The 20100-nt window shown below is 62.6% G+C and carries 16 protein-coding genes and 2 pseudogenes; 6 read left to right on the top strand and 12 right to left on the bottom strand.

The annotated features are described in order from the left end of the window. The first annotated feature begins 7 nt into the window (after nucleotides 1–7). Entirely contained in the window at nucleotides 8–1252 is a 1245-nt protein-coding gene (locus BN1121_RS05885; protein WP_005358777.1) for a DEAD/DEAH box helicase, read from the top strand. Between the two features lie 306 nt (nucleotides 1253–1558). Here BN1121_RS05885 and BN1121_RS05880 read toward each other — a convergent pair whose 3' ends face one another. Both BN1121_RS05880 and BN1121_RS20150 read right to left on the bottom strand, forming a co-directional pair. Continuing rightward, nucleotides 1559–2506 carry a transposase gene (locus BN1121_RS05880; RefSeq protein WP_005358774.1) on the bottom strand — a complete coding sequence of 316 codons (948 nt, stop codon included), beginning with the start codon at nucleotides 2504–2506 and terminating at the stop codon, nucleotides 1559–1561. Nucleotides 2507–2828: 322 nt separating this feature from the next. Then, nucleotides 2829–2957, bottom strand: a pseudogene (locus BN1121_RS20150) (alpha-amylase family glycosyl hydrolase); the annotation flags it as partial. Nucleotides 2958–3139: 182 nt separating this feature from the next. On the opposite strand from BN1121_RS20150, the gene BN1121_RS05875 reads away from it, so the two are divergent. Further along, nucleotides 3140–4669 carry a KAP family P-loop NTPase fold protein gene (locus tag BN1121_RS05875; RefSeq protein WP_005352783.1) on the top strand — a complete coding sequence of 510 codons (1530 nt, stop codon included), beginning with the start codon at nucleotides 3140–3142 and terminating at the stop codon, nucleotides 4667–4669. A gap of 83 nt (nucleotides 4670–4752) precedes the next feature. Here BN1121_RS05875 and BN1121_RS05870 read toward each other — a convergent pair. The 3 genes and pseudogenes from BN1121_RS05870 to aguA all read right to left on the bottom strand — a co-directional run bounded on the left by BN1121_RS05870 (nucleotide 4753) and on the right by aguA (nucleotide 8471). Beyond that, nucleotides 4753–5333: pseudogene (locus BN1121_RS05870) on the bottom strand (integrase core domain-containing protein). Between the two features lie 195 nt (nucleotides 5334–5528). Beyond that, nucleotides 5529–7232 (bottom strand): amidase, encoded by a 1704-nt coding sequence (locus BN1121_RS05865; protein ID WP_005352788.1) that lies wholly within the window; start codon nucleotides 7230–7232, stop codon nucleotides 5529–5531. Nucleotides 7233–7373: 141 nt separating this feature from the next. Beyond that, nucleotides 7374–8471, bottom strand: coding sequence for an agmatine deiminase (aguA, locus tag BN1121_RS05860; protein ID WP_005352791.1), 1098 nt, complete (start codon nucleotides 8469–8471; stop codon nucleotides 7374–7376). A gap of 206 nt (nucleotides 8472–8677) precedes the next feature. Here aguA and BN1121_RS05855 point away from each other — a divergent pair, with 206 nt between their 5' ends. Continuing rightward, the gene (locus tag BN1121_RS05855) at nucleotides 8678–9586 is read left to right on the top strand and encodes a LysR family transcriptional regulator (protein ID WP_005352793.1); all 909 of its coding nucleotides are present in this window, start codon (nucleotides 8678–8680) and stop codon (nucleotides 9584–9586) included. A gap of 41 nt (nucleotides 9587–9627) precedes the next feature. On the opposite strand, the gene BN1121_RS05850 is transcribed toward BN1121_RS05855, so the two are convergent. Then, nucleotides 9628–10191, bottom strand: a complete 564-nt coding sequence (locus BN1121_RS05850) for a TetR/AcrR family transcriptional regulator (RefSeq protein WP_005352796.1) — start codon at nucleotides 10189–10191, stop codon at nucleotides 9628–9630. Between the two features lie 147 nt (nucleotides 10192–10338). On the opposite strand from BN1121_RS05850, the gene BN1121_RS05845 reads away from it, so the two are divergent. Beyond that, complete coding sequence (locus BN1121_RS05845; RefSeq protein ID WP_005352799.1) at nucleotides 10339–11379, top strand: alkene reductase; 1041 nt, start codon at nucleotides 10339–10341, stop codon at nucleotides 11377–11379. Between the two features lie 112 nt (nucleotides 11380–11491). Further along, nucleotides 11492–12436, top strand: coding sequence for a bifunctional helix-turn-helix transcriptional regulator/GNAT family N-acetyltransferase (locus tag BN1121_RS19235; protein ID WP_005352800.1), 945 nt, complete (start codon nucleotides 11492–11494; stop codon nucleotides 12434–12436). Between the two features lie 113 nt (nucleotides 12437–12549). On the opposite strand, the gene BN1121_RS05835 is transcribed toward BN1121_RS19235, so the two are convergent. Both BN1121_RS05835 and BN1121_RS05830 read right to left on the bottom strand, forming a co-directional pair. Then, complete coding sequence (locus BN1121_RS05835) at nucleotides 12550–12885, bottom strand: nuclear transport factor 2 family protein (RefSeq protein ID WP_005352802.1); 336 nt, start codon at nucleotides 12883–12885, stop codon at nucleotides 12550–12552. A 51-nt stretch (nucleotides 12886–12936) separates the two neighbouring features. Then, nucleotides 12937–13392 carry a carboxymuconolactone decarboxylase family protein gene (locus BN1121_RS05830; protein WP_005352805.1) on the bottom strand — a complete coding sequence of 152 codons (456 nt, stop codon included), beginning with the start codon at nucleotides 13390–13392 and terminating at the stop codon, nucleotides 12937–12939. A gap of 61 nt (nucleotides 13393–13453) precedes the next feature. On the opposite strand from BN1121_RS05830, the gene BN1121_RS05825 reads away from it, so the two are divergent. Continuing rightward, on the top strand, nucleotides 13454–13921 hold the full coding sequence (locus BN1121_RS05825; protein WP_005352807.1) for a MarR family winged helix-turn-helix transcriptional regulator: 468 nt from the start codon (nucleotides 13454–13456) through the stop codon (nucleotides 13919–13921). Between the two features lie 22 nt (nucleotides 13922–13943). Here the strand turns inward: BN1121_RS05825 and BN1121_RS05820 are convergent, their stop codons facing one another. From BN1121_RS05820 to viaA, 4 genes are all read right to left on the bottom strand, one after another. Next, nucleotides 13944–14897 carry a bile acid:sodium symporter family protein gene (locus tag BN1121_RS05820; RefSeq protein WP_005352825.1) on the bottom strand — a complete coding sequence of 318 codons (954 nt, stop codon included), beginning with the start codon at nucleotides 14895–14897 and terminating at the stop codon, nucleotides 13944–13946. Between the two features lie 89 nt (nucleotides 14898–14986). Then, nucleotides 14987–16573 carry a peptide chain release factor 3 gene (prfC, locus tag BN1121_RS05815; RefSeq protein ID WP_005352828.1) on the bottom strand — a complete coding sequence of 529 codons (1587 nt, stop codon included), beginning with the start codon at nucleotides 16571–16573 and terminating at the stop codon, nucleotides 14987–14989. Nucleotides 16574–16775: 202 nt separating this feature from the next. After that, nucleotides 16776–18620, bottom strand: coding sequence for a tetratricopeptide repeat-containing diguanylate cyclase (locus BN1121_RS05810; protein WP_005352834.1), 1845 nt, complete (start codon nucleotides 18618–18620; stop codon nucleotides 16776–16778). Between the two features lie 29 nt (nucleotides 18621–18649). Further along, complete coding sequence (viaA, locus tag BN1121_RS05805) at nucleotides 18650–20098, bottom strand: ATPase RavA stimulator ViaA (protein WP_043157519.1); 1449 nt, start codon at nucleotides 20096–20098, stop codon at nucleotides 18650–18652. Between the last annotated feature and the right edge of the window lie 2 nt (nucleotides 20099–20100).

Here is a 20100-nt window from a genome sequence, read left to right as displayed (position 1 = left end):
AGCCCCCATGTCCACCCCCTTTGCCGAACTCGGCCTCTCTCTCCACCTGCAACAGACCCTCTGCGAGCTTGGCTATCACACGCCGACCCCGATCCAGGAGCGCGCCATCCCCCTCATCCTGGCCGGGCGCGATCTACTGGCCGGAGCCCAGACCGGCACCGGCAAGACCGCCGCCTTCGTGCTGCCGCTGATCGAACGGCTACAGCAGACACCCGCTAGCGAGACCCGCCCGGTACGCGCCCTGGTGCTGGTGCCGACCCGCGAGCTGGCGGTGCAGGTGCAAGAGAGCGTCGTGCGTTACGCCAAGGGCACAACGCTCACCAGCACGCTGGTCTACGGCGGGGTCAGCATCGCCGCTCAGGTGGAGGCCCTCAAAACGGGCGCGGATATTCTGATCGCCACCCCGGGCCGGTTGCTCGATCACCTGCGCCACGGGGCGGTGAGCCTGTCGGCGGTGACCCATCTGGTGTTTGACGAAGCCGACCGCATGCTCGACATGGGGTTTATGGACGAGATCACCGCGCTGCTGAAACACCTGCCTGCGGCCCGCCAGACCCTGCTCTTCTCGGCCACCTGTGATGACAACCTGTTTGCCTTGAGCAAGGTCTTGCTGCAGGACCCCGAGCTGATTGAGGTGGCACCGCGCAACACCACGGCGGCCGAGGTGGAGCAGCGGGTCTATGCGGTGGACAGCGATCGCAAGGTGGAGCTGGTGCAGCACCTTATCAAGGTCAAGGAGTGGGCGCCGGCGCTGATTTTTTGCCGCACCCGCCAAGGGGCCGACAAGCTGGCCCAGCGGCTCACCCAGGGCGGCATCAATGCGCTGGCCTTTCACGGGGACCTGACGCAAGGGGCGCGGGAGAAGGTGTTGATCGAGTTTCGCGCCGGAACCCTGCAAGCTCTGGTGGCCACCGACGTGGCGGCGCGCGGGCTCGATATCAGCGATCTCAACTATGTGATCAACATGGAGTTTCCCTTTATCGCCGAGGACTATGTGCACCGCATCGGCCGCACCGGCCGCGCCGGCAACAAGGGGCTCGCCATTACCCTGTTCAGCCCGGAAGACACGCCGCTCATGGAAAAAGTCGAGGCGGTGCTCGACACCCGGCTGCCCCAGCAGTGGTTCCCGGGCTTTGAGCCGGATCTGACCCGCGATATCCCCACCCCGAGCCGCAATAGCAAGGGAGCCCAGAAGCAGAAAGCCAGACGCCAAGCCCTGGGGGGCAATAAAGGCAGCAAAGGGCGGCGCTAACCCCCTCCGCGACGCCATAAAAAAAACGCCCAATCGGGCGTTTTTTTACTGGCGCTTTGGTCTCTCTATTTGGGACACACCTTTTTTACCTCGTCGCCCCTCTTTTTTGGGACACCCATCTTTTTACCTATCGCTGTAATGAAGACCGGGCTAATCGGCTGACGGTGTGGTTTCAGCAGGATACAGCCGGAATAGTCACCATTTCAGGGCGAGAAATGGAAGGTGCCGAAAGAAGAGCCAGATAACGGCCAGCCAATGACGCAGGTGTCACGGGCATACCTAGTTGCAGGTGGCGTTGAAGTGAAATCAGTGGGTGGGTTGATGACACCGTTGCTGCCCGCAGTGGTGGGCGTAACGCTCTCGCGCTATGCCGTGACCGATGGCCCGAATGCCACTTCGTTTGAACAGCCTCACCTGCTTGAGCCAGTCGTCAGCGTCGAGTTGCAACCGTTGCAAGATGGGGGAAAGCGCCGCTGGGATATGGCCCCGCTTGTCGTCGCGAATGGCGCGGCCAGTCCAGTCAACCAGCGCCAGATAGTCGGTGAAGGTGTAGGGCAGTGACTTGGATTCACCCTTCTTGGCAAACGGGAGCAGCAGGGGCGGTAGCTCGGTGGTTTGGGCTCTTCCCAGACGCTGACTGATGCTGGTGTAGTCACTCTCTTCGGGCCGGTCGGCAAGTTTGGCGCGGATAGGATTGAGCTCCACATAGGCCATGCAGGCGAGCAGCGCCGACTCTGTCAGCAGGGCCTGACTCTTGAAGCGCCCCTCCCAGAAATGGCCCTTGCAGCTGTCTTCCTGATTGGCCTGACGGGCTAGTCCTTCATTGAGCAGGCGCACGAACCAGCTGATGGAGTAGAGCCGTCCGCGCCACTCCGCTATCAGCCCTTGCACCACCGAGAGCTCTGGCTCAATCAGGGTATCCCCCTGATACCAGCGCCGCACCAGCAGCGGCCACTGAAACAGCCCGGACCAGCGCTCGGCCACCTCCCGCTCGCTCCAGCCCTGGGCCTGCTCGGCATCCACTCTCAGCACCAGGTGATAATGGTTACTCATCACCGCATAGGCGCAGATGCCGATGGCAAAGATCCGCGACAACTGGCCCAGCCGGTCGACCACCCACTGACGGCGATGCTCGTAACTCTGGCCCGAGTGGGCATCTTTCCCACACAGGAAGGCCCGCCGCACGCAGCGACTCACCACATGGTAGTAGGGCGTATCCTGCAGACTGATCTGACGTGAACGGGCGATGGTCATGGCAAGTTCCCTCTGCGCTTTCGGTTAAGCCAAGCAGAGCGCTACGCCGCTGTCAAAAAGGTGGGTGTCCCAGAATCTCCCTACGCCCCTGTCAAAATGGTGGGTGTCCCAGAATCTCCCAGAATCTCCCCTGACGTGAACGGGCGATGGTCATGGCAAGTTCCCTCTGCGCTTTCGGTTAAGCCAAGCAGACCGCGACGCCCCTGTCAAAATGGTGGGTGTCCCAGAATCTTCATGGTCATGGCAAGTTCCTCGGCAGTGAGGCTTCAAGCCAAGCAGACCACTACGTCCCTGTCAAAATGGTGGGTGTCCCAGAATCTGTCCGATGCTCGTAACTCTGGCCCGAGTGGACATCTTCCCCGCACAGAAATGCCCGCCGCACGCAGCGGCTGACCACATGGTAGTAGGGCGTATCCTGTAGACTGATTTGACGTGAACGGGCGATGGTCATGGCAAGTTCCCTCTGCGCTTTCGGTTAAGCCAAGCAGACCACTACGCCCCTGTCAAAATGGTGGGTGTCCCAGAATCTCCCATATTGCCTCGGGGTGATATGGCGCCAATTCCTATGTTCATCAAACTCTTTCGGATCTCACTCTGGTAATATCCTGCTCAGTATCGGAACAGGAAAACACTATGACGGTTGCAGCATTTGATTGGAGTGAGCCACTTCCATGGGCTGGTCCGGGAGCCATCGACGGAGTGGTGGAGGATTTGGCAGGTGACAGGCTGGACCGCGCCCGCTATGCCGAGTTTTTGAGCAACTATCTGGCGGCAGAGGGCAAGCAGCGCAACTATGTGCTGAACCTTAATGCCGAATGGGGTGCAGGCAAGACCTGGTTTATCAAGCGCTGGTATATGGAGCTTAAAGAGTGCTATCCCACCGTTTATATCGACGCCTGGCAGCAGGACTTTTCCGATGATCCCTTGTTGACGGTGATCTCGTCGATTATTGATCAATTAAGAGACGCCACCGGAAATAATGTTGCCGTACCTGATGGCATCAAGTCCAGGCTATTGGGGTTGCTTAAGGTCGGCGGAAAATTGGTGATCAAGTCAGCCATTAAAAAGGCTGGGCTGGAGGATGGTGATTTCTCTTTGGAAGGTGAAGATGCAGATAAGTTAGTTGATACGCTCTGTAGTAATCATAGAGAGCGTTATGAATCTATCCAGTATCTTAAAAAAGAGATCCGGCAATGGGTTGAGGCGGCTGTTTCTGCTAACTTGGATCAATTGGATGACCAAGGTCGTTTGGATTATCCCGCCTTTATTTTGATTGATGAGCTGGATCGCTGTCGTCCCTCCTATGCGGTAGAAATGCTGGAAACCATCAAGCATATCTTCGATATCTCTGGTGTGGTGTTTGTGCTCGCAACGGATACCGAACAACTTCAGCATGCTATCAAGGTAATTTATGGTGAAGGCTTTGATGCGGAGAGCTATCTTGGACGATTTTTTCATAGACGATTTACGTTAGGCAGTATCTCTCGGCGAGAGTTTATTCAGCAGGCAATTTCAGATAAAGCATTGCATTATGAAAATATTAATGTGTGGCCAGAGGTTGTTGATAGCCAAGTGCTAATCAATATTTTGAGTGCTATCTGTGATCACTTCTCTTTAAACTTGCGAAAAACAGAGCAAGTGCTTGACAGAACTATTGCATCAATCCTGAATTACAATGGCGGTAGATTGAACCTAGTTTTTCTTGTTTATTTATTTTCCCTGTGCGAAAGAAGTTATGAAGATTATCGGGCTGTAGCGGATGGAAAAATGCCGGCGACAGATAGTCATCCTAAGCTAAAAGGTTTCAATGTTCTGGTCAATGAGTATGGGGAACAACACTTCCCATGCTTTATAAAGCCAGGTAGCACGATAGGTCATTATTTCGAAGATGCTAATGAACGATATCTAAACCCATTTAAAGATGGGGAGTTCCTAGTGTCTTTGAGAATTATCTTGGCTATGTCGTATGATAGCATGTTGAATTCTATTTCTGATGGTGGATATTCCTATCGATTTATTTCGTTAACGAGAGATTGTTCTAATCGTATGAGAAAATTGACAGTGGAGGAAAATTCGCTTTTGGCCGAAAAAGAGTTGTCACAGTTAGAACGACGTTTAGCAACGTATAAGAATTTAGTAGAGCTGGCAGTACACCTTGACTAAATAAAGCCGGGAAATCCCGGCTTTATGATCAGATTGTACAGATCTAGTTATCACCTGACACCGGCCTCAAACCGGTGTCTTGTTTACGCTACTTTAGTGCGCACTTCCTTCGGTATCAATTTCAGACCCTTCTTGAACATGTTGTAGGGGGTTTGACCCTCCATCATCCTGCCCTGATGCGGTCGCTGGTTGTTGTAGTGCTCCAGATAGCTGTCCAGGTCTGTCTGCATCTGCTCCACCGACTCATACCAGGTTGTCCTCCCTTTGATACGGAAGTGTTCATCCAACAAGGTTCGATGCAGCCGCTCGATAAAGCCGTTGCTCTGTGGCCTGCGTACCTTGGTGGTCCGGTGCTCAGTCCCCTCCAGTTGCAGGAACAGCTCGTAGGGATGATGGTCAGGGCGCCCGCAGAACTCGCACCCATTGTCCGACAAGATGGTATAGACCCGTGCCTCGTGAGCCTCGAAGAACGGCAACACTGTTTCATTGAGCACATGGACCGAGGTCACCGGCAGCTTGCTGGTGTAGAGCCGCCCCCAGGCGTGGCGGCTGTAGCCACATAGGTCTGGTAGTTACGGCGAATCTCGTAGAACTGCTGGCGGCTGTAGCCGATGAGCTTGCAAGCTTTGCTGACGTTATTGAGCTCTTTGGCGAGCTCTAGCAGGCTGAGTTTACGACGTGCTACTTTCTCGTTGCCGGTCTACGGTAACTCCGGATAACACGGTAGGGGTACCGTTTTGTTATCCGGTTTGAAGCCGTATGACCACTCCCTTTTGTGGGCAACTGTCAGGTGAATACCATCTCCATGCATATAAGGCTCCCATCAGGAGCCTTATTGCATTCATAACGAAGATCTTCTTCACCCCAACGGCGGGGTGCGCGGCGGCACCATTCGCCTGCTACCGGTGGACTCGAAGGCCGAGGCGAAGCGCAGCAGCTTGTTGTCGTCATAGGCGCGACCGGCGAAGGTCAGGCCCACCGGCATGCCGATATCGGCCATCACCCCCATGGGGACGGTGACGGTCGGCACGCCGAGGTGGCGAATGGCGAGGTTGCCGTTGGCAACCCAGATGCCGTTGCTCCAGGCGATATCGGCGGAGGCCGGGTTCACGTCCGCGTCAGCCGGGGCGACGTCGGCGACGGTGGGGAACAGCACGGCGTCGAGCTTGAGCCCGTCCATCCAGTCTTCCAGATCCAGCTTGCGGGTCTGCTCCAGCCCACGCAGGCCGTCCGGCACAGAAGCAATCTCATCGAAACGCTTGAGGCCGCGCTTGGCCATGTTGACGTACTCGTCCATGCCCGCCGCCAGGTCCCCCTCGCGGTTTGGCAGGGTGCCCGGATCGTGGGGGAAGATCTGGGGCCCATCGACATCGGCCAATTTATTCAACTTGGGATCGCCGTTGGCACGCAGGAAGTCGTCGAACGCCCAGCCGGAGAGCTCCCACAGCTCGTCGTTGAGAAACTCCGGGGTCACGATGCCGCGATTGAACACGGTAGGCGCGCCGGGTCTGTCCCCTTCGCAGTTGGAGACCAGCGGGAAGTCCACTTCGATGACTTCGGCGCCAGCGGCTTCCAGTGCCTGACGGGCCTGCTCCCACAGCGCAATCACGGAGTCGCGGGTATGGATGCGCTGACCGGTCGGGCCGCCGATACCGGGGTTGTCGCTGGTGCCGGCCAGTTCATCCTTGTTGATAAACATGCGCGGCACGCCGAGGCGCTTGCCCTTGAGGGCATCGGCCTTGGCAGCCAGCTCCAGGTAGGAGGCCGGGCGCACCTCGGAGGCCTTGGGCAGCTGCACCCAGGGCTGCATGCGCCACAGATCGCCACGGGGATCGCTATCGTCAGCCACCACTACATCGAGCACTTCCAGCAGATCGGCCATGGTACGGGCATAAGGCACCACCACATCCATGGTCGGGGTCAGCGGCCAGTTGCCGCGCACCGAGATGACGCCACGGGACGGGGTGTAGGCGCACAGGCCGTTGTTCGACGCAGGACCTCGGCCACTCGACCAGGTCTCTTCGGCCAGACCAAAGGCGCAGAAGCTGGCGGCGGTGGCGGTACCGGCACCGTTGGAGGAGCCGGAGGCAAACGGCGCGGTCAGGTAGTCGGCGTTGTAGGGACTCTCGGCACGGCCATAGACGCCGCGCTGCATGCCGCCATTGGCCATGGGCGGCATATTGGTTTTGCCCAGGCAGATGGCGCCGGCGGCGCGCAGCCGCTCTATGGTGAAGGCGTCGCGCTGGGCCACCAGATCTTTAAACGCCGGGCTGCCGGAGGCGGCGGTCAGCCCCTTGACCAGATAGCTGTCTTTGGCGGTGTAGGGGATGCCGTCGAGCGGCCCCAGGGTCTCGCCACGGGCGCGGCGCTCATCAGACGCTTGCGCCTCTTTCAGGGCATCGGGGTTACGTACCACGACGGCGTTGAGGCGGGTCTGTGTCTCGGGACCATCATAGGCCTCGATCCGGGCCAGATAGGCCTTGACCAGTTCGACCGCCGTGGTGCGGCCTGCTTCGAGCGCGGCACGCAGCTCGGCAATGGAAACCTCGGTGACATCTACCATTTTCGGGATCATTGGGGATCTCCTGTAAAAGGGTGACAGTTTGTCATGATGATCGCCGCATCAGCGGCCTGCGACCATCACATCATCAAGCGATAAAACCCCACGGCGTGGGGTTTTGAATGTCTACATTCTTCGGCCAGCTTACTGACCAGAAGGGATTTGCTGGGTGATGCAGTGAATATTGCCACCGCCCAGCAGGATCTCGCGGGCCGGCACGCCGACCACTTTGTGATCCGGGAAGATCTCTTCCAGAATGCGCTGGGCCTGCCCGTCGGTGGCGGCATCCAGCAGCGGGTAGACGATGCGATCGTTGGTGATGAGGAAGTTCACGTAGGAGCCGGCCAAGCGCCCTTCGGCCTCACGCGGTACACCGGTGCCGCTCTCGACGCCGGCAGACTCTTCCTGGGTGCAGTAGAGCGGGCCCGGCTGGGGCAGCTTCCAGATTTTTAGCTTGCGACCCTTGGCGTCCACGGCGGCCTCGAGCACCTTGAGGGCGGCCACGGAGCGGGCGTACTGGGGATCATTCTGGTCGTCAGTCCAGTGCAGGGCCACTTCACCCGGACGCACGAAGCAGCACATGTTGTCGATGTGGCCGTCGGTTTCGTCCATGTAGACACCCTCGTCCAGCCAGATGAAGCTGGTGACACCGAGATAGTCACGCAGGTGCGCTTCGATCTGCTCCTTGGTGAGATCCGGGTTGCGGTTCTCGTTGAGCAGGCACTCGGCGGTGGTCATGCAGGTGCCTTCGCCGTCGACGTGGATGGAGCCCCCCTCCAGGATCAGCGGCGCGTCGTAGCGATCCATGCCGTGCTGTCCCAGCATCTGGGCTGCCACTTTCTCGTCTTGATCCCACGGGTAGTAGAGGCCGCCCTTGTGGCCGCCCCAGGCGTTGAAGCCCCAATCCACCCCACGGCACTCGCCGGCGGCGTTGGTGACAATAGTGGGGCCAGTATCGCGGGCCCAGCAGTCATCGCTGTTCATCTCGACCAGGGTGACGTGGGCGGGCATGATGGCGCGGGCCTGCGCCATAAACTGGGCCGGCACCCCCATGAAGACCGGGGTGGCCCCACCGATGGCGTCGGCGACCCTGGCGAAGGTGGCTTGCGCGAAGCGACCGGCCTCACGCCAGTTGTCCGGACGGAACGGCCAGATCATCCAGACGGCTTGCTGGTGCGCCCACTCGGCGGGCATGGTGAAGCCGTCGGCGGCCGGGGTGGAGTTGATGGTCTTGATGCTCATCGCAATATCCTTGCGGGCGGCGTGATGGCGGGCCATCACACGGCCGGTAAGAGGGAAACGGGCGGGCCTTGGCCCACCGACTGGTCATCGGTCACGCCGCCGTGATGGGGCGGCCAGAAAGAGGGCACAGCACAGTGTAAGAAGTTGCACCTTCATACAACAAATGAATACGATAGATTGCCCCATAAATAAGGCAAATAACAGCGATGAAACTGCACCAGCTCGACCTCAATCTGCTGCTCGCCCTTGACGCCCTGATGACACAGGGCAGCGTCACCCGGGCCGCCGAGTCCCTCTACATCAGTCAACCGGCCATGAGCCACGCCCTGGCCCGGCTGCGCGGCGCCTTCGCTGACCCCTTGCTGGTGCGCACCCCGCAGGGCATGGTGCCGACCCCGCGCGCCCAGCGCCTGCACAGCGGCGTGCGTCAGGCCCTGCGCCTGCTGGAGCAGCAGCTCACCGACGAGGAGCAGTTCGACCCGCAGACCTCGCACCGCCGCTTCGTGCTGTGCACCACGGATTATGTGGAGTGCGTGCTGGTTCCGCCGCTCATCCAGCGGCTCAAGGATCTCGCGCCCGGGGTGAGCATCGAGATCCGCATTCTGCGCGACAAGTTGCCGGAGGCGGAGCTCGCCTCGGGGGAGATCGATCTGGTGCTGGGGTTTGACGAGTACATGCAGGTGCCGGGGTATCTGGGCAAGGAGACCTGGCTCACCGAGCCGCTGGCCGGGTTGGTGCGCGCCGATCTGGAGGGGGTAGGCGAGCGGCTCGAGCTGGAGCAGCTCATCGGCATGGCCCACGTGTTCCACTCGCCGCTCGGCACCTCGGAGACCAGCCTGGATCGCTGGCTCGAGAGCCAGGGGCTGTCGCGGCGCACCTCGGTCAACAGCCAGAGTTACATGTCGGCGGCGGCCATCGTCTGCCAGACCGATCACCTGCTGGTACTGCCGAGCAAGGTGGCGGATCTGCTGGCCAGCCACTGGCCCTTGCGCCGCCTGGCACTGCCCGGCGATGTGCCGGGCTACCACCTCAACTGCGTCTGGCACCCGGCCCAGGGGCAGCAGCCCGGCCTGGTCTGGCTGCGCGCCCTGATGAAGGGACTGGTCGACTCCTGAGCCTGCGCGCCCCCCATGGCAAAGCGCGCAGACCGGGGCCCTCAGCGGGCGGCGAGCCCGGCCAATAGCTGCTCGACCACCGCCATCGAGAGGGCCGGATCGCGCCGACACTGGGCAAAGGTGACCAGCCCCTGCACCCCCACCAGCAGGTAGGCCGAGAGGGTGGCGACCTCGGCCGGGGGCAACTGCCCCTGCTCGATGGCCGCGTGCACCGCACCGGCCAGATCGGCCTCCAGATCCTGATAGACCCTGGCTAGCCGCTCACGCACCTCGTCATCCTGATCCAGCTCCATCACGGTGCGCGTCACCAGGCAGGTGCACTGGGTCAGTTCGTTCGCCAGATGGATCAGGTAGGCACGGATCCCCGCCAGGGGGGAGCCTGCGGCCATCAGCTCGCGACGCTGCAGGCGGCGACTGTCCACATAGTGATCGACCGCGGCCAGCAGCAGACCCCGCTTGTTACCAAAGGCACCATAGAGGCTGCCAGGATGGAGCCCGGTCGCCGCCACCAACTCCTGCATGGTGGCCTTGGCATACCCCTTATTACGAAACACCTCCATGGCGTTGGTGAGGACCTGCTCCCGGTCATATTCGGCACTGCGCATGGGCTCTCCCCCTGATGAAAAAGGCGGGCAGTCTACCCCAGACGGCCCCATCGGCCAATTGCTCTTGAATGATCATTCAAAAAAGAGTTGCATCCGAGCGCAAAAAGATTTTGAATGCACATTCAAGAATAGCCGCCGGAGTTTATCATGACCAGCACTCTCTTCACCCCGTTCAAGCTCAACGATACCCTGACCCTGGCCAACCGTTTCGTCATGGCCCCCCTGACCCGCTGCATGGCCGGCCCCGGCCTGGTGCCGACCGAGCAGATGGCCGCCTACTATGGCCGCCGCGCCGATCTGGGCCTGATCGTCACCGAGGCGGTGATCATCCGCCCGGACGGTCAGGGTTACCCCAACACCCCTGGCCTCTTCACCCCGGAGCAGATCCAGGGTTGGCGCAAGGTGACCGACGCGGTGCACGCCGGCGGCGGCAAGATCTTCGCCCAGCTGTGGCACGTGGGTCGTCTCTCCCACCCCTTCTTCCATCAAGCCGAGGTATTGGCGCCCTCTGCCCTGGCCCATGAGGGCACAGTGCCGCGTATGCGCGAGCTCACCTATCAGGTGCCGCGCGCCCTGACGGTGCCCGAGATTGAGCAGCTGGTTCGCGACTATGCCCAGGCCGCCGCCAACGCCATCGACGCCGGCTTCGACGGGGTCGAGATCCACGGGGCCAACGGCTACCTGATCGACCAGTTCCTGCACCACGACACCAACCGGCGCGAAGACAACTACGGCGGCAGCCCGGCCAACATGGCCCGCTTCGCCCTGGAGGTGGTCGACGCCATTGCCGCTCGCATCGGCGGCGAGCGCACCGGCCTGCGTCTCTCCCCGGGCGCCTATGTACACCTCAAGGGTGACCCGCGCGATCGCGCCGTGTTCGATCACCTGCTGGGCGAGTTGGACAACCGCACCCTGGCCTACCTGCACGTGGGGATCTTCGATGACGCCCTCACCTTCGACTATCTGGACGGACGCGCCAGCGACTACATCCGTGCCCACTACCGCGGCACCCTGGTGGGCGTGGGTCAACTGACCCCGGAGAGTGCCGACGAGGCGGTAAGCAGCGGCCGCTTCGATCTGGTGGCCATCGGCCGCCCCCTTATCGCCAACCCCGACTATGTGCAGCGGGTACGCAGCGGTGCCGAGCTGGTTCCCTACAGCGAGGCGCTGCTACCGCAACTCGTCTGATCCCAAGCTACGACTAAGCGGGCCCAATTGGCCCGCTTTTTTTGTCGGTCTGCTTGCGATGCGCAACGTTCAACCCTATATTCTGTTGCACATCACAACGAAAGGACACTTCATGGACAGCCGTTCCTTGCGCGCCCTCTCCCGGGAGCTGATCCGCGAGCTGGGTCTCCTCTCCCAGCAGTGCGGCTCCCTCACCCTGAGCCCGGTCGAGGCACACCTGCTGATCGAGCTCGAGCGGGCCCCCGCCACCAACCAGCAACTGGCCGACCGCCTTCGCATCGACAAGTCCAACACCAGCCGTCCCCTGGCTCGTCTGGCCGAGCGCGGCCTCATCGTCTGGCAGGAGCATCCCAGTGACGGGCGCAGCAAGCACGCGACCCTGACCGAGCGGGGACGCGCTGAGTTGGTCGGCTTGCACGCCGAAATGGATGCCCAGATGGACTCGGCCCTGGCACAGCTGACCGGAGAGGAGCGCGACATCCTGTGGCGAGGCACCCAGCTCTATCGCAGCGCCCTCTCCCGTGCCCGGCGCCAACAGGGATACTGGATCCGTCCCATCGAGGTGGAGGACAACCGCGCCATCGCCACCGTGATCCGCGCCGTCTCGGCCGAGTACGGGCTCACCGCCGACAAGGGCTATGGCGTCGCGGATCCGGATCTCGATCGTCTCTACGAGGTCTATCAAGGGGTCGGGCGGAGCTATTGGATAATCGAAGGGCCGGATGGCCAGGTGCTGGGCGGGGGCGGCATAGCGCCCCTGTCTGGGGGTGACCAAGAGACCTGCGAACTACAGAAGATGTACTTCCTGCCGGCACTGCGTGGGCTGGGGCTGGGCAAGCGGCTGGTGCTGCAAGCCCTCGCCCGGGCACGGCAGATGGGCTACCGCCGCTGTTACCTGGAGACCACAGCCAATCTGCGCGAGGCGACCGCCCTCTACGAGAGCCTGGGTTTCGAACACCTGCCCGGCCCCCTCGGCCACACGGGGCACGGAGATTGCGAGATCTGCATGCTCCTTCACCTCGATCCGGCCCTCGAAACCCTGGCCGACGAGCTCTGATAACCCCAAACCGGGTGGTCAAGGCAGAGACCCCGCCGAGGCGGGGTCAGTGACCGGGGTGGGCGAAAGACGACCCGTGATCTCGACGTTGGCCACGCGCCACCCGGCGCCCCTTACTCGAAGTAGAACCAGGCGGTGGTGATGAGCCCATCGCGCACCTCGAACACCGCCACGCTCTCGACGGGGTCCGGCGCCAGGCCGTGGATCCGCTCGTGATCGAATACCTTGTTGCCAAGCACGGTACGCCCGAGCAGCTCGGCATGCAGCGCCGGGTTGTTGAAGCGATGCTCGGCGTAGAAGGCGCGCAGCGCCGCCCGCCCCACCATCGAGGGCTGCTCGGCCGGCATGCGGTACGCCTTGAACTCCTCGGCAAAACAGGCCACGAAGGCCTCCAGATCGCGGGCGTTATAGGCCGCCAGCTGGGCCTCTACCGGTGTGATCACCGACATACCGACTCTCCTCTTCATCATCGGGGCGGCCCATGCCGCCCTCGTCAGTCGTTACTGCGGGGCGGGCGGCACGAAGCCAAGCCCGACCCCGAGCCGGTTCCAGGCGTTGATGGTGGCGATCGCCACCGACAGGGCGGCGATGGCGCTGGCATCGAAATGGCGTGCCAGCGCTCGGTACACCTCGTCCGGCTGCGCCGGCTGGGGCAGCCGGGTGAGCCACTCGGCCCAGGCCAGGGCAGCCCGCTCGGCGTCGCTAAAACAGGTGGCGTCGTGCCAGGCGGCCAGCAGATCGAGCTTGGCCTGGGATACCCCGACCCGGCGCGCCAGATTGAGGTGGTATTGCAGGCAGAAGCTGCAACCGTTGAGCTGGGAGGCGCGCAGCTTCACCAGCTCGCCGAGGGCGGGGTCAAGCCCCGCCTGCTTGAGGGCGGCGCCGGCGGCCACCAGGGCCTCTTGCACGCCGGGCAGCAGATCGTTAAACAGGGGGTAATCGATGCGAGCGGACATCTGGTCGTCTCCTTCACAGTGGCGTAATATCAGGACACGAACAACATATCAGCACCCTGACATGATAAACAAGCCCCCATCGATACCCCTACCCGGCGAAGGCAAACGCGGCGAACAGGGCCACCTCGGCTACCTGCTGCGCCAGGCCGCCGCCGCCCAGCGCCAGCGCATGGAGCGAACCCTGGCCGATCTGCCGATCACCGCCCCCCAGTTTGCCCTGCTGACCATGCTCGACGCCTACCCTGGCTGCTCCAATGCGGACCTCGCCCGGCTGACCCTGCTCACCCCCCAGACGGTGAGTCCCATGGTGACGGCGCTGGAGCGCGCCGGCCTGCTGACCCGCACGCCCCATTCGCAACATGGCCGCATCCGTCATCTGGTGTTGAGCCCGGCCGGGCTCGCCCTGCTGGCCGAGGCCAAGGCCAGGGTTGCCCGGCTGGAGCAGGAGATGGCCGCGTCGCTGGATGAGGCGGCCCTCGCCCAGGTCATAGGCTGGTTGGCCAGTCTGGCGCGCGATCTCACCCCCTGACGCTCAGGGGGCACGTCATGGCTTACTCCCGCTCCAGAGCGGCATGCGGCGTCGTGCGCGTGAGCGAACGACGGGCCCAGATCCCGGCCAGCAGGGAGCCCGATAGGTTGTGCCAGATAGAAAAGAGCGTGCCGGCAACGGCCGAGGCGGGGGTGAAGAATTTCATGGCAAGCGCCGTGGCCAGCCCGGAATTTTGCAGCCCCACCTCGAAGGAGAGGGTGCGGCAGGTCCGCTCGTCGAAGCCGAGCAGGCGGGTGATGCTGTAGCCCAGCGCCAACCCGATGCCGTTGTGCAGCATCACGGCCAGGGCGACGATGGGGCCTATGCTGGCGAGCTGGCCGGCATTGAGGGCCACCACGATGGCGATGATGAGCACGATGGCCGCCATGGAGACCAGGGGCAGCAGCGGCTCGATGCGCGCGATCGCCCGGTGGAACAGGGCGTTGAGCAGCACCCCGGCGACCACCGGCACCACCGGCACCACCACGATCTTGATGAGGCTCAGCAGCATCTCCCAGACCGGCACATCGACACTGCGCTCGGCCAATAACTGCACCAGCAGCGGGGTCGCCACCACCCCGACCAGGGTGGACAGCGCCGTCATGGTGATGGAGAGGGCCAGATCCCCCTTGGCCAGATAGCACATGACGTTGGAGGCCGTGCCGCCAGCCACGCTGCCGACCAGGATCATGCCCACCGTCAGGGCGGTGTCGAAGCCGAGCAGTCGACTGACCAGGTCAGCGGCAAGGGGCATCACGCTAAATTGCAGCACCAGCCCGAGCAGCACAGCGCGCCGGTTGCCGAGCACGTCGAGGAAGTGAGCCGGCCTCAGGGTCAGTCCCATGGCCAGCATGATGACGGTGAGCAGGGGAATTATCTGCTGCTTGAGGCCGACAAACCAGGTGGGCTGGCCATAGGCCAGCAGCGAGCCGAGCAGGGCCCACAGAGGGAAGAGGCGAGTGATGCGTCCGAGCATGAGCAGTGTCCTTGTGATGAGCGAGCGAAAAAAAAGAAGGCCCGCAGGGCCTTCTTTTATATCAGGATTGTGGGCCTGATGGTGCGGGATCAATGCTCGCGGGTCTGGCGGAAGTTGACGTCGGGGTGACGCTCCTGGGCCAGTCGCAGGTTGACCATGGTCGGCGCGATGTAGGTGAGGTTGTCACCGCCATCGAGGGCCAGGTTCGGCTCGTTCTTGCGCTTGAACTCCTCGAACTTCTTGACGTCGGTGCCTTCCACCCAGCGGGCGGTCGCCACGTTGACTGCCTCGTAGATGGCTTCGACGTTGTACTCGCTCTTCAGACGAGACACCACCACGTCGAACTGCAGCACACCGACCGCACCCACGATGAGATCGTTGTTCATCAGCGGGCGGAACACCTGCACCGCGCCCTCTTCGGAGAGCTGAACCAGCCCCTTGAGCAGCTGCTTCTGCTTGAGCGGATCGCGCAGGCGAATGCGGCGGAACAACTCGGGGGCGAAGTTGGGGATACCGGTGAACTTGAGATCCTCACCCTGGGTGAAGGTATCGCCGATCTGGATGGTGCCGTGGTTGTGCAGGCCGATGATGTCGCCTGCCACCGCCTCAATGGCCTGTTCCCGATCGCCGGCCATGAAGGTCACGGCGTCGGAGATGTTGACGTCCTTACCGAGGCGCACGTGGCGCATCTTCATGCCCTTGGTATAGGTACCGGAGACGATACGCATAAAGGCGATGCGGTCGCGGTGCTTGGGATCCATGTTCGCCTGGATCTTGAACACGAAGCCGGAGAACTTCTCCTCGGTCGCCTCTACCGCGCGGCTGTCAGCCTTGCGCGGCATGGGGGCCGGCGCCCACTCGGTCAAGCCGTCCAGCATGTGGTCGACGCCGAAGTTACCGAGCGCGGTACCGAAGAAGACCGGGGTCAACTCACCGGCGCGGAATGCATCGTGGTCGAACTCGTGGGACGCGCCCTTGACCAGCTCCAGCTCGCCGCGCAGCTGGGATGCGAGATCCTCGCCCACGGCGGCGTCCAGATCGGGGTTATCGAGCCCCTTGACGATGCGCACTTCCTGGATGGTGTGGCCCTGACCGGTCTGGTAGAGATAGGTCTCGTCCTTGTAGAGGTGGTAGACCCCCTTGAACAGCTTGCCGCAGCCGATGGGCCAGGTGATGGGCGCGCACATGATGTTGAGCTCGCTCTCCACCTCGTCGAGCAGCTCCATCGGGTCACGGATGTCCCGGTCGAGCTTGTTCATGAAGGTGAGGATCGGGGTGTCGCGCAGACGGGTCACTTCCATCAGCTTGCGGGTCCGATCCTCAACGCCCTTGGCGGCGTCGATGACCATCAGGCAGCAGTCGACCGCCGTCAGGGTACGGTAGGTATCTTCCGAGAAGTCCTCGTGACCCGGGGTATCGAGCAGGTTGACCAGGCTATCACCGTAGGGGAACTGCATGACGGAGGTGGTAATCGAGATACCACGCTGCTTCTCCATCTCCATCCAGTCGGACTTGGCGTGCTGGCCCGAGCCACGGCCCTTGACAGTACCGGCGCGCTGGATGGCCTGTCCGAACAGCAACACCTTCTCGGTGATGGTGGTCTTACCGGCGTCGGGGTGCGAGATGATCGCGAAAGTGCGTCTCTTGGAGACTTCACTCAGAAATTCAGATGGCATGATTCACTATTCTTCAGTTGGTCGGCCGCAGACACACCGCGACCAGGATGAGACGGACGCACGACCTGCGCTGGGCGCAGCGTGACGGGCGAGCCATGGTGGACATGGCGGGAGTCGTGGCGTCTTACATGGGCGTCTCGGTTCCGGTTGGCGGATAAATCGCGGCGCATTATACCTGCGCGGGTGAAAAATACCCAGCCCGTCAGAGGTCGAGCTCCACTCGATTGCGACCGCCCCCCTTGGCCCGGTAGAGGGCGGCGTCGGCACGGCGGATCAGATCGCTCAGCTCGTCATCTTCGGCCTTGAGCTCGGCGCAGCCGAGGCTCAGGGTAACCGCACTGCCCATTCCCGGGAAGGCGCGGCCGGCGACGAAGGCACGGGTCCGCTCGGCCACCCGGGCCGCCTGCGCCAGCTCGAGGCCGGGGAGCAACAACAGAAACTCCTCTCCCCCCACGCGTCCCAGCACATCCTGTTGGCGCAGCAGATAGCGCACGCAGGCAACCATCCACTTGAGAACCCGATCCCCCTGATGGTGGCCCAGGTTGTCGTTGATGCGCTTGAAGTGGTCGATATCAAACATCAGCACGCTGAAAGGCAGCCCCTGCCGTCTGGCCCGGGTCATCAGCCGCTCTCCCAGACGCAGCACCCGGCGGCGATTCTGGGTGCCGGTCAGCTCGTCGGTGAAGGCCAGTTTGCGCATATGGCGATTACGCTCGAGCAACCAGCCCACCAGCAGCGCCCCTACCGCCATCAGCAGCACCAGAACCAGCCCCAACCAGAAACGCCGCTCGTGGGCCAGATCCAGCTCCTGCTGCTGTAGCTGCTGACGGCTGCGCAGCAGGGCATTTTCGGCCTCCTGGCGCGCCAGCTCGAGCTCTCCCCGCACCCAGGCGGCGCTCTGCTCCTGCATCTCGTCAATAAAATGGGTTTTCAGGGCCACAAACAGCCGCTGCTCATCGAGGGCAGCCTTGAGCTGGCCTGCCCCCTCGAGCGCCAGGCTGCGCAGGGACGCCAGCTTGATGAGATAACGCAGGTTGTCTTCCCGCCGCAGGGCCGGCTCGGCCTGGGCGAGGTGCTCGAGGGCACTCTGATACGCACCGCTCTGGATATAGGTCTGCGCCATCAGCAGGCGCCAGTAGCCATTGAGCAGGGGATCGACCTCGGCCCGAAAGACGGCCCCCACCTCGTTGAGCTGATGCAACGCCTCTGCAATCTGGCCCAGCCCTAACAGGGCTTCGGCCCGATCCAGTTGCAGCAGTGAGACCTCGAAACGCGACAGATCCTTATGCAGGGCCCGAGCCTTGTCCAGCTCCGCCAAGGCCGCGTGAAAATGGCCCTGGCCATTCTCGAGCATGGCCCGCTGACGATGCAGCTCGTAGAGGAGCGCGCCACTGCCCTCGGCGGGTAACTGCCCCTCGACCTCGTCGAGCTGTCGCGCAGCGACGCCAAAGAGCCCCATGCGGCGATAGGTGGCCGCCACATCCAGCTGCACCTTGCCATACCAGCTCGAGAGCGCCAGGGCATCGTAGAGACGCTGGGCGCTCATCAGATCGCTGAGCCCCTTGGCCGGACTCCCCTGAAACGAAGAGAGCGCCCCCCGATAGAGCAGGGCCTGAGCCTTCTGCTTCTTGGCCCCAGCATCCCGCGCCAGGACAAAGGCGAGATCATAGTCCCGCTTGGCTTGCGCTATCTCCCCACTGAGCTGATTAAACCAGCCCCGGCAGAGGGCGAATTCGCTCTGGGCCACCTGGTCCCCTGCGGCGAGGGCCGTACCGTACTCCCGATCGGCCTGTTGGCTTGCCTGCCGATACTCTGCAATCTCATCGGCCGGCTGGGTCCAGCAGGCCATGCGACGGATCCGCATCTGCTGCGCCGCCGGATAGGCCGGCAGCTCGGCCTGCAGGCGCGCCACCCGCACCCTGAATTCGTCGTCAGAGAGGTAGGCCTGCTCGATGGCCGACAACTCTTGCTCCAGCTGTGGCGGCGAGAGGGGGCCGGCGGTCGCCGTGAGCGCCAGCAGCAGGAACCCCAGTGGATAGATGCTCATGTTTCCCCTCATGATGGCCGACCTCAATGCTACCGCCAGTGCCGCAGCCAGCGCCCCGGCAGGGTGCAGTCGAGCAACCAGCTGCGATCGAAGATCCGCAACAGCGCCTGCTTGGCATGACGAGACATGGCCACGGCATAGAAGCGGGTCGCGGCGGCCCGACGCTGATTCAGCCGATCCAGCAAGGCCTGGGGCAGGCGCTGGGCCACAAAATCGGAGAGCATCAGCACATCGGCTCGCGCAAAAGCCGGCGCCTCGAGTTGAGTCAGGGCTCGCTCCAGACAGGGTACCAGATCTGTACCCCCGTGAAAGCTCATGGAGAGGAAGCGCTCGGCCTTGTCCAGCCCGGTATCGGCGGTGATCTCCAGGGTCACCACCTCGGTGGAGAAGAGCATCAGAAAACAGGGGCGCTGCTCGGCCATGGCGACCTTGAGCAGGGCGAGAAAGAGCGCCTTGGCACACTCCTCCGGATAGCCCCCCATGGAGCCCGAGGTATCGACACAGACGATGAAGGGGCCCCGCTCTTGTTCCTCACGCCCCTTATCCTTGGGCTGCAACGGGATCAACCGTTGGCGGGGCAGCATCCCCTTGGGCTGGTAGCTGAGCAGGTGCCGCTCCAGGTAGCGGCGATAGAACTCGTACTCCAGATCCGGGTCCCCCAGCATGACCGACTCACTCGGTAACATGCGTAGCAGATCCCCGGCCGGGTGGATCCCCACCAGATCGTCGGGCACCTCATCGCTGATGACCGGCTCCAGCTCGATTGTGGGCTCGGGGGGCCTGGGCTGGGGATCGCGATCCTTGTCCCTGTCGCTGCGACCGAGCAGCTCTGCTATCTCCCGAAGCAGGGGCTCTTTCTCCAGCATGGCGGCGTATTGGCGCACCAGGGTGAGGCTACGGGGGTGCCACTTGCCCTGGGCCAGATCCCAGAGGCCGCCGGCCGAGACCTGTTCCGGATCCAGGGCATCGACCAGCTCGCGATTGGCGAGCAGCTGGGACTCCAGCTCCTGTTGCTGCTTCTCCCGCTCCGCCTCGGCCAGCTCCTGTTGAAAACGGAGCAAGGCCGCCACCAGGCTGGTGCGCCAACGCTCCATCAGGAGGCGCCGACGCGCCTCGGTCGGGGATTCCCGCAGCTGGGAGAACAGGGTGGGCGCCTCCAGCGAGAAGGGGCTGCCGGGCTCCAGCGCGTCCAGGATCGTCTGGCTGCGCGCCAACAGCTGCTGGCTGGAGAGGGAGCGGCAGGCCTGATAGGCGAGGTACTCTCGTTCCATGGCGGCGGGTACGGGCTTGCGCCGGAGATCGGAGCGCACCCGATCGCCCCAGTTGAAGAGGCGGCGCCGCAACCGGGACGCCTCTTTGGGGGCCTTGCGCATGAAGTCGACCAGCTTGCTCGAGCCCGCCAGCGCCAGCACCATCTCGGTGACCAGCTCCCCTTCCGCCATCATGATGCCGAGCTCCATGGCTCCGATTTCCAGCATGA

Source organism: Aeromonas diversa CDC 2478-85, from assembly GCF_000819805.1.
In the GTDB taxonomy this organism is placed as follows: domain Bacteria; phylum Pseudomonadota; class Gammaproteobacteria; order Enterobacterales; family Aeromonadaceae; genus Aeromonas; species Aeromonas diversa.
Note: the sequence above shows the minus strand (reverse complement) of the source record. Positions and strands in the feature narration are given on the sequence as shown.

What these genes read in the sequence shown, in the direction of transcription:
- BN1121_RS05810 (WP_005352834.1), bottom strand. Translation starts at nt 18,620, where the DNA reads ATGAGCATCTATCCACTGGGGTTCCTGCTGCTGGCGCTCACGGCGACC.
- BN1121_RS05820 (WP_005352825.1), bottom strand. Translation starts at nt 14,897, where the DNA reads ATGCTCGGACGCATCACTCGCCTCTTCCCTCTGTGGGCCCTGCTCGGC.
- BN1121_RS05835 (WP_005352802.1), bottom strand. Translation starts at nt 12,885, where the DNA reads ATGTCGGTGATCACACCGGTAGAGGCCCAGCTGGCGGCCTATAACGCC.
- BN1121_RS05855 (WP_005352793.1), top strand. Translation starts at nt 8,678, where the DNA reads ATGAAACTGCACCAGCTCGACCTCAATCTGCTGCTCGCCCTTGACGCC.
- BN1121_RS05825 (WP_005352807.1), top strand. Translation starts at nt 13,454, where the DNA reads ATGATAAACAAGCCCCCATCGATACCCCTACCCGGCGAAGGCAAACGC.
- BN1121_RS05850 (WP_005352796.1), bottom strand. Translation starts at nt 10,191, where the DNA reads ATGCGCAGTGCCGAATATGACCGGGAGCAGGTCCTCACCAACGCCATG.
- BN1121_RS05865 (WP_005352788.1), bottom strand. Translation starts at nt 7,232, where the DNA reads ATGGTAGATGTCACCGAGGTTTCCATTGCCGAGCTGCGTGCCGCGCTC.
- viaA (WP_043157519.1), bottom strand. Translation starts at nt 20,098, where the DNA reads ATGCTGGAAATCGGAGCCATGGAGCTCGGCATCATGATGGCGGAAGGG.
- aguA (WP_005352791.1), bottom strand. Translation starts at nt 8,471, where the DNA reads ATGAGCATCAAGACCATCAACTCCACCCCGGCCGCCGACGGCTTCACC.
- BN1121_RS05880 (WP_005358774.1), bottom strand. Translation starts at nt 2,506, where the DNA reads ATGACCATCGCCCGTTCACGTCAGATCAGTCTGCAGGATACGCCCTAC.
- prfC (WP_005352828.1), bottom strand. Translation starts at nt 16,573, where the DNA reads ATGCCATCTGAATTTCTGAGTGAAGTCTCCAAGAGACGCACTTTCGCG.
- BN1121_RS05830 (WP_005352805.1), bottom strand. Translation starts at nt 13,392, where the DNA reads ATGTCCGCTCGCATCGATTACCCCCTGTTTAACGATCTGCTGCCCGGC.
- BN1121_RS05845 (WP_005352799.1), top strand. Translation starts at nt 10,339, where the DNA reads ATGACCAGCACTCTCTTCACCCCGTTCAAGCTCAACGATACCCTGACC.
- BN1121_RS19235 (WP_005352800.1), top strand. Translation starts at nt 11,492, where the DNA reads ATGGACAGCCGTTCCTTGCGCGCCCTCTCCCGGGAGCTGATCCGCGAG.
- BN1121_RS05875 (WP_005352783.1), top strand. Translation starts at nt 3,140, where the DNA reads ATGACGGTTGCAGCATTTGATTGGAGTGAGCCACTTCCATGGGCTGGT.
- BN1121_RS05885 (WP_005358777.1), top strand. Translation starts at nt 8, where the DNA reads ATGTCCACCCCCTTTGCCGAACTCGGCCTCTCTCTCCACCTGCAACAG.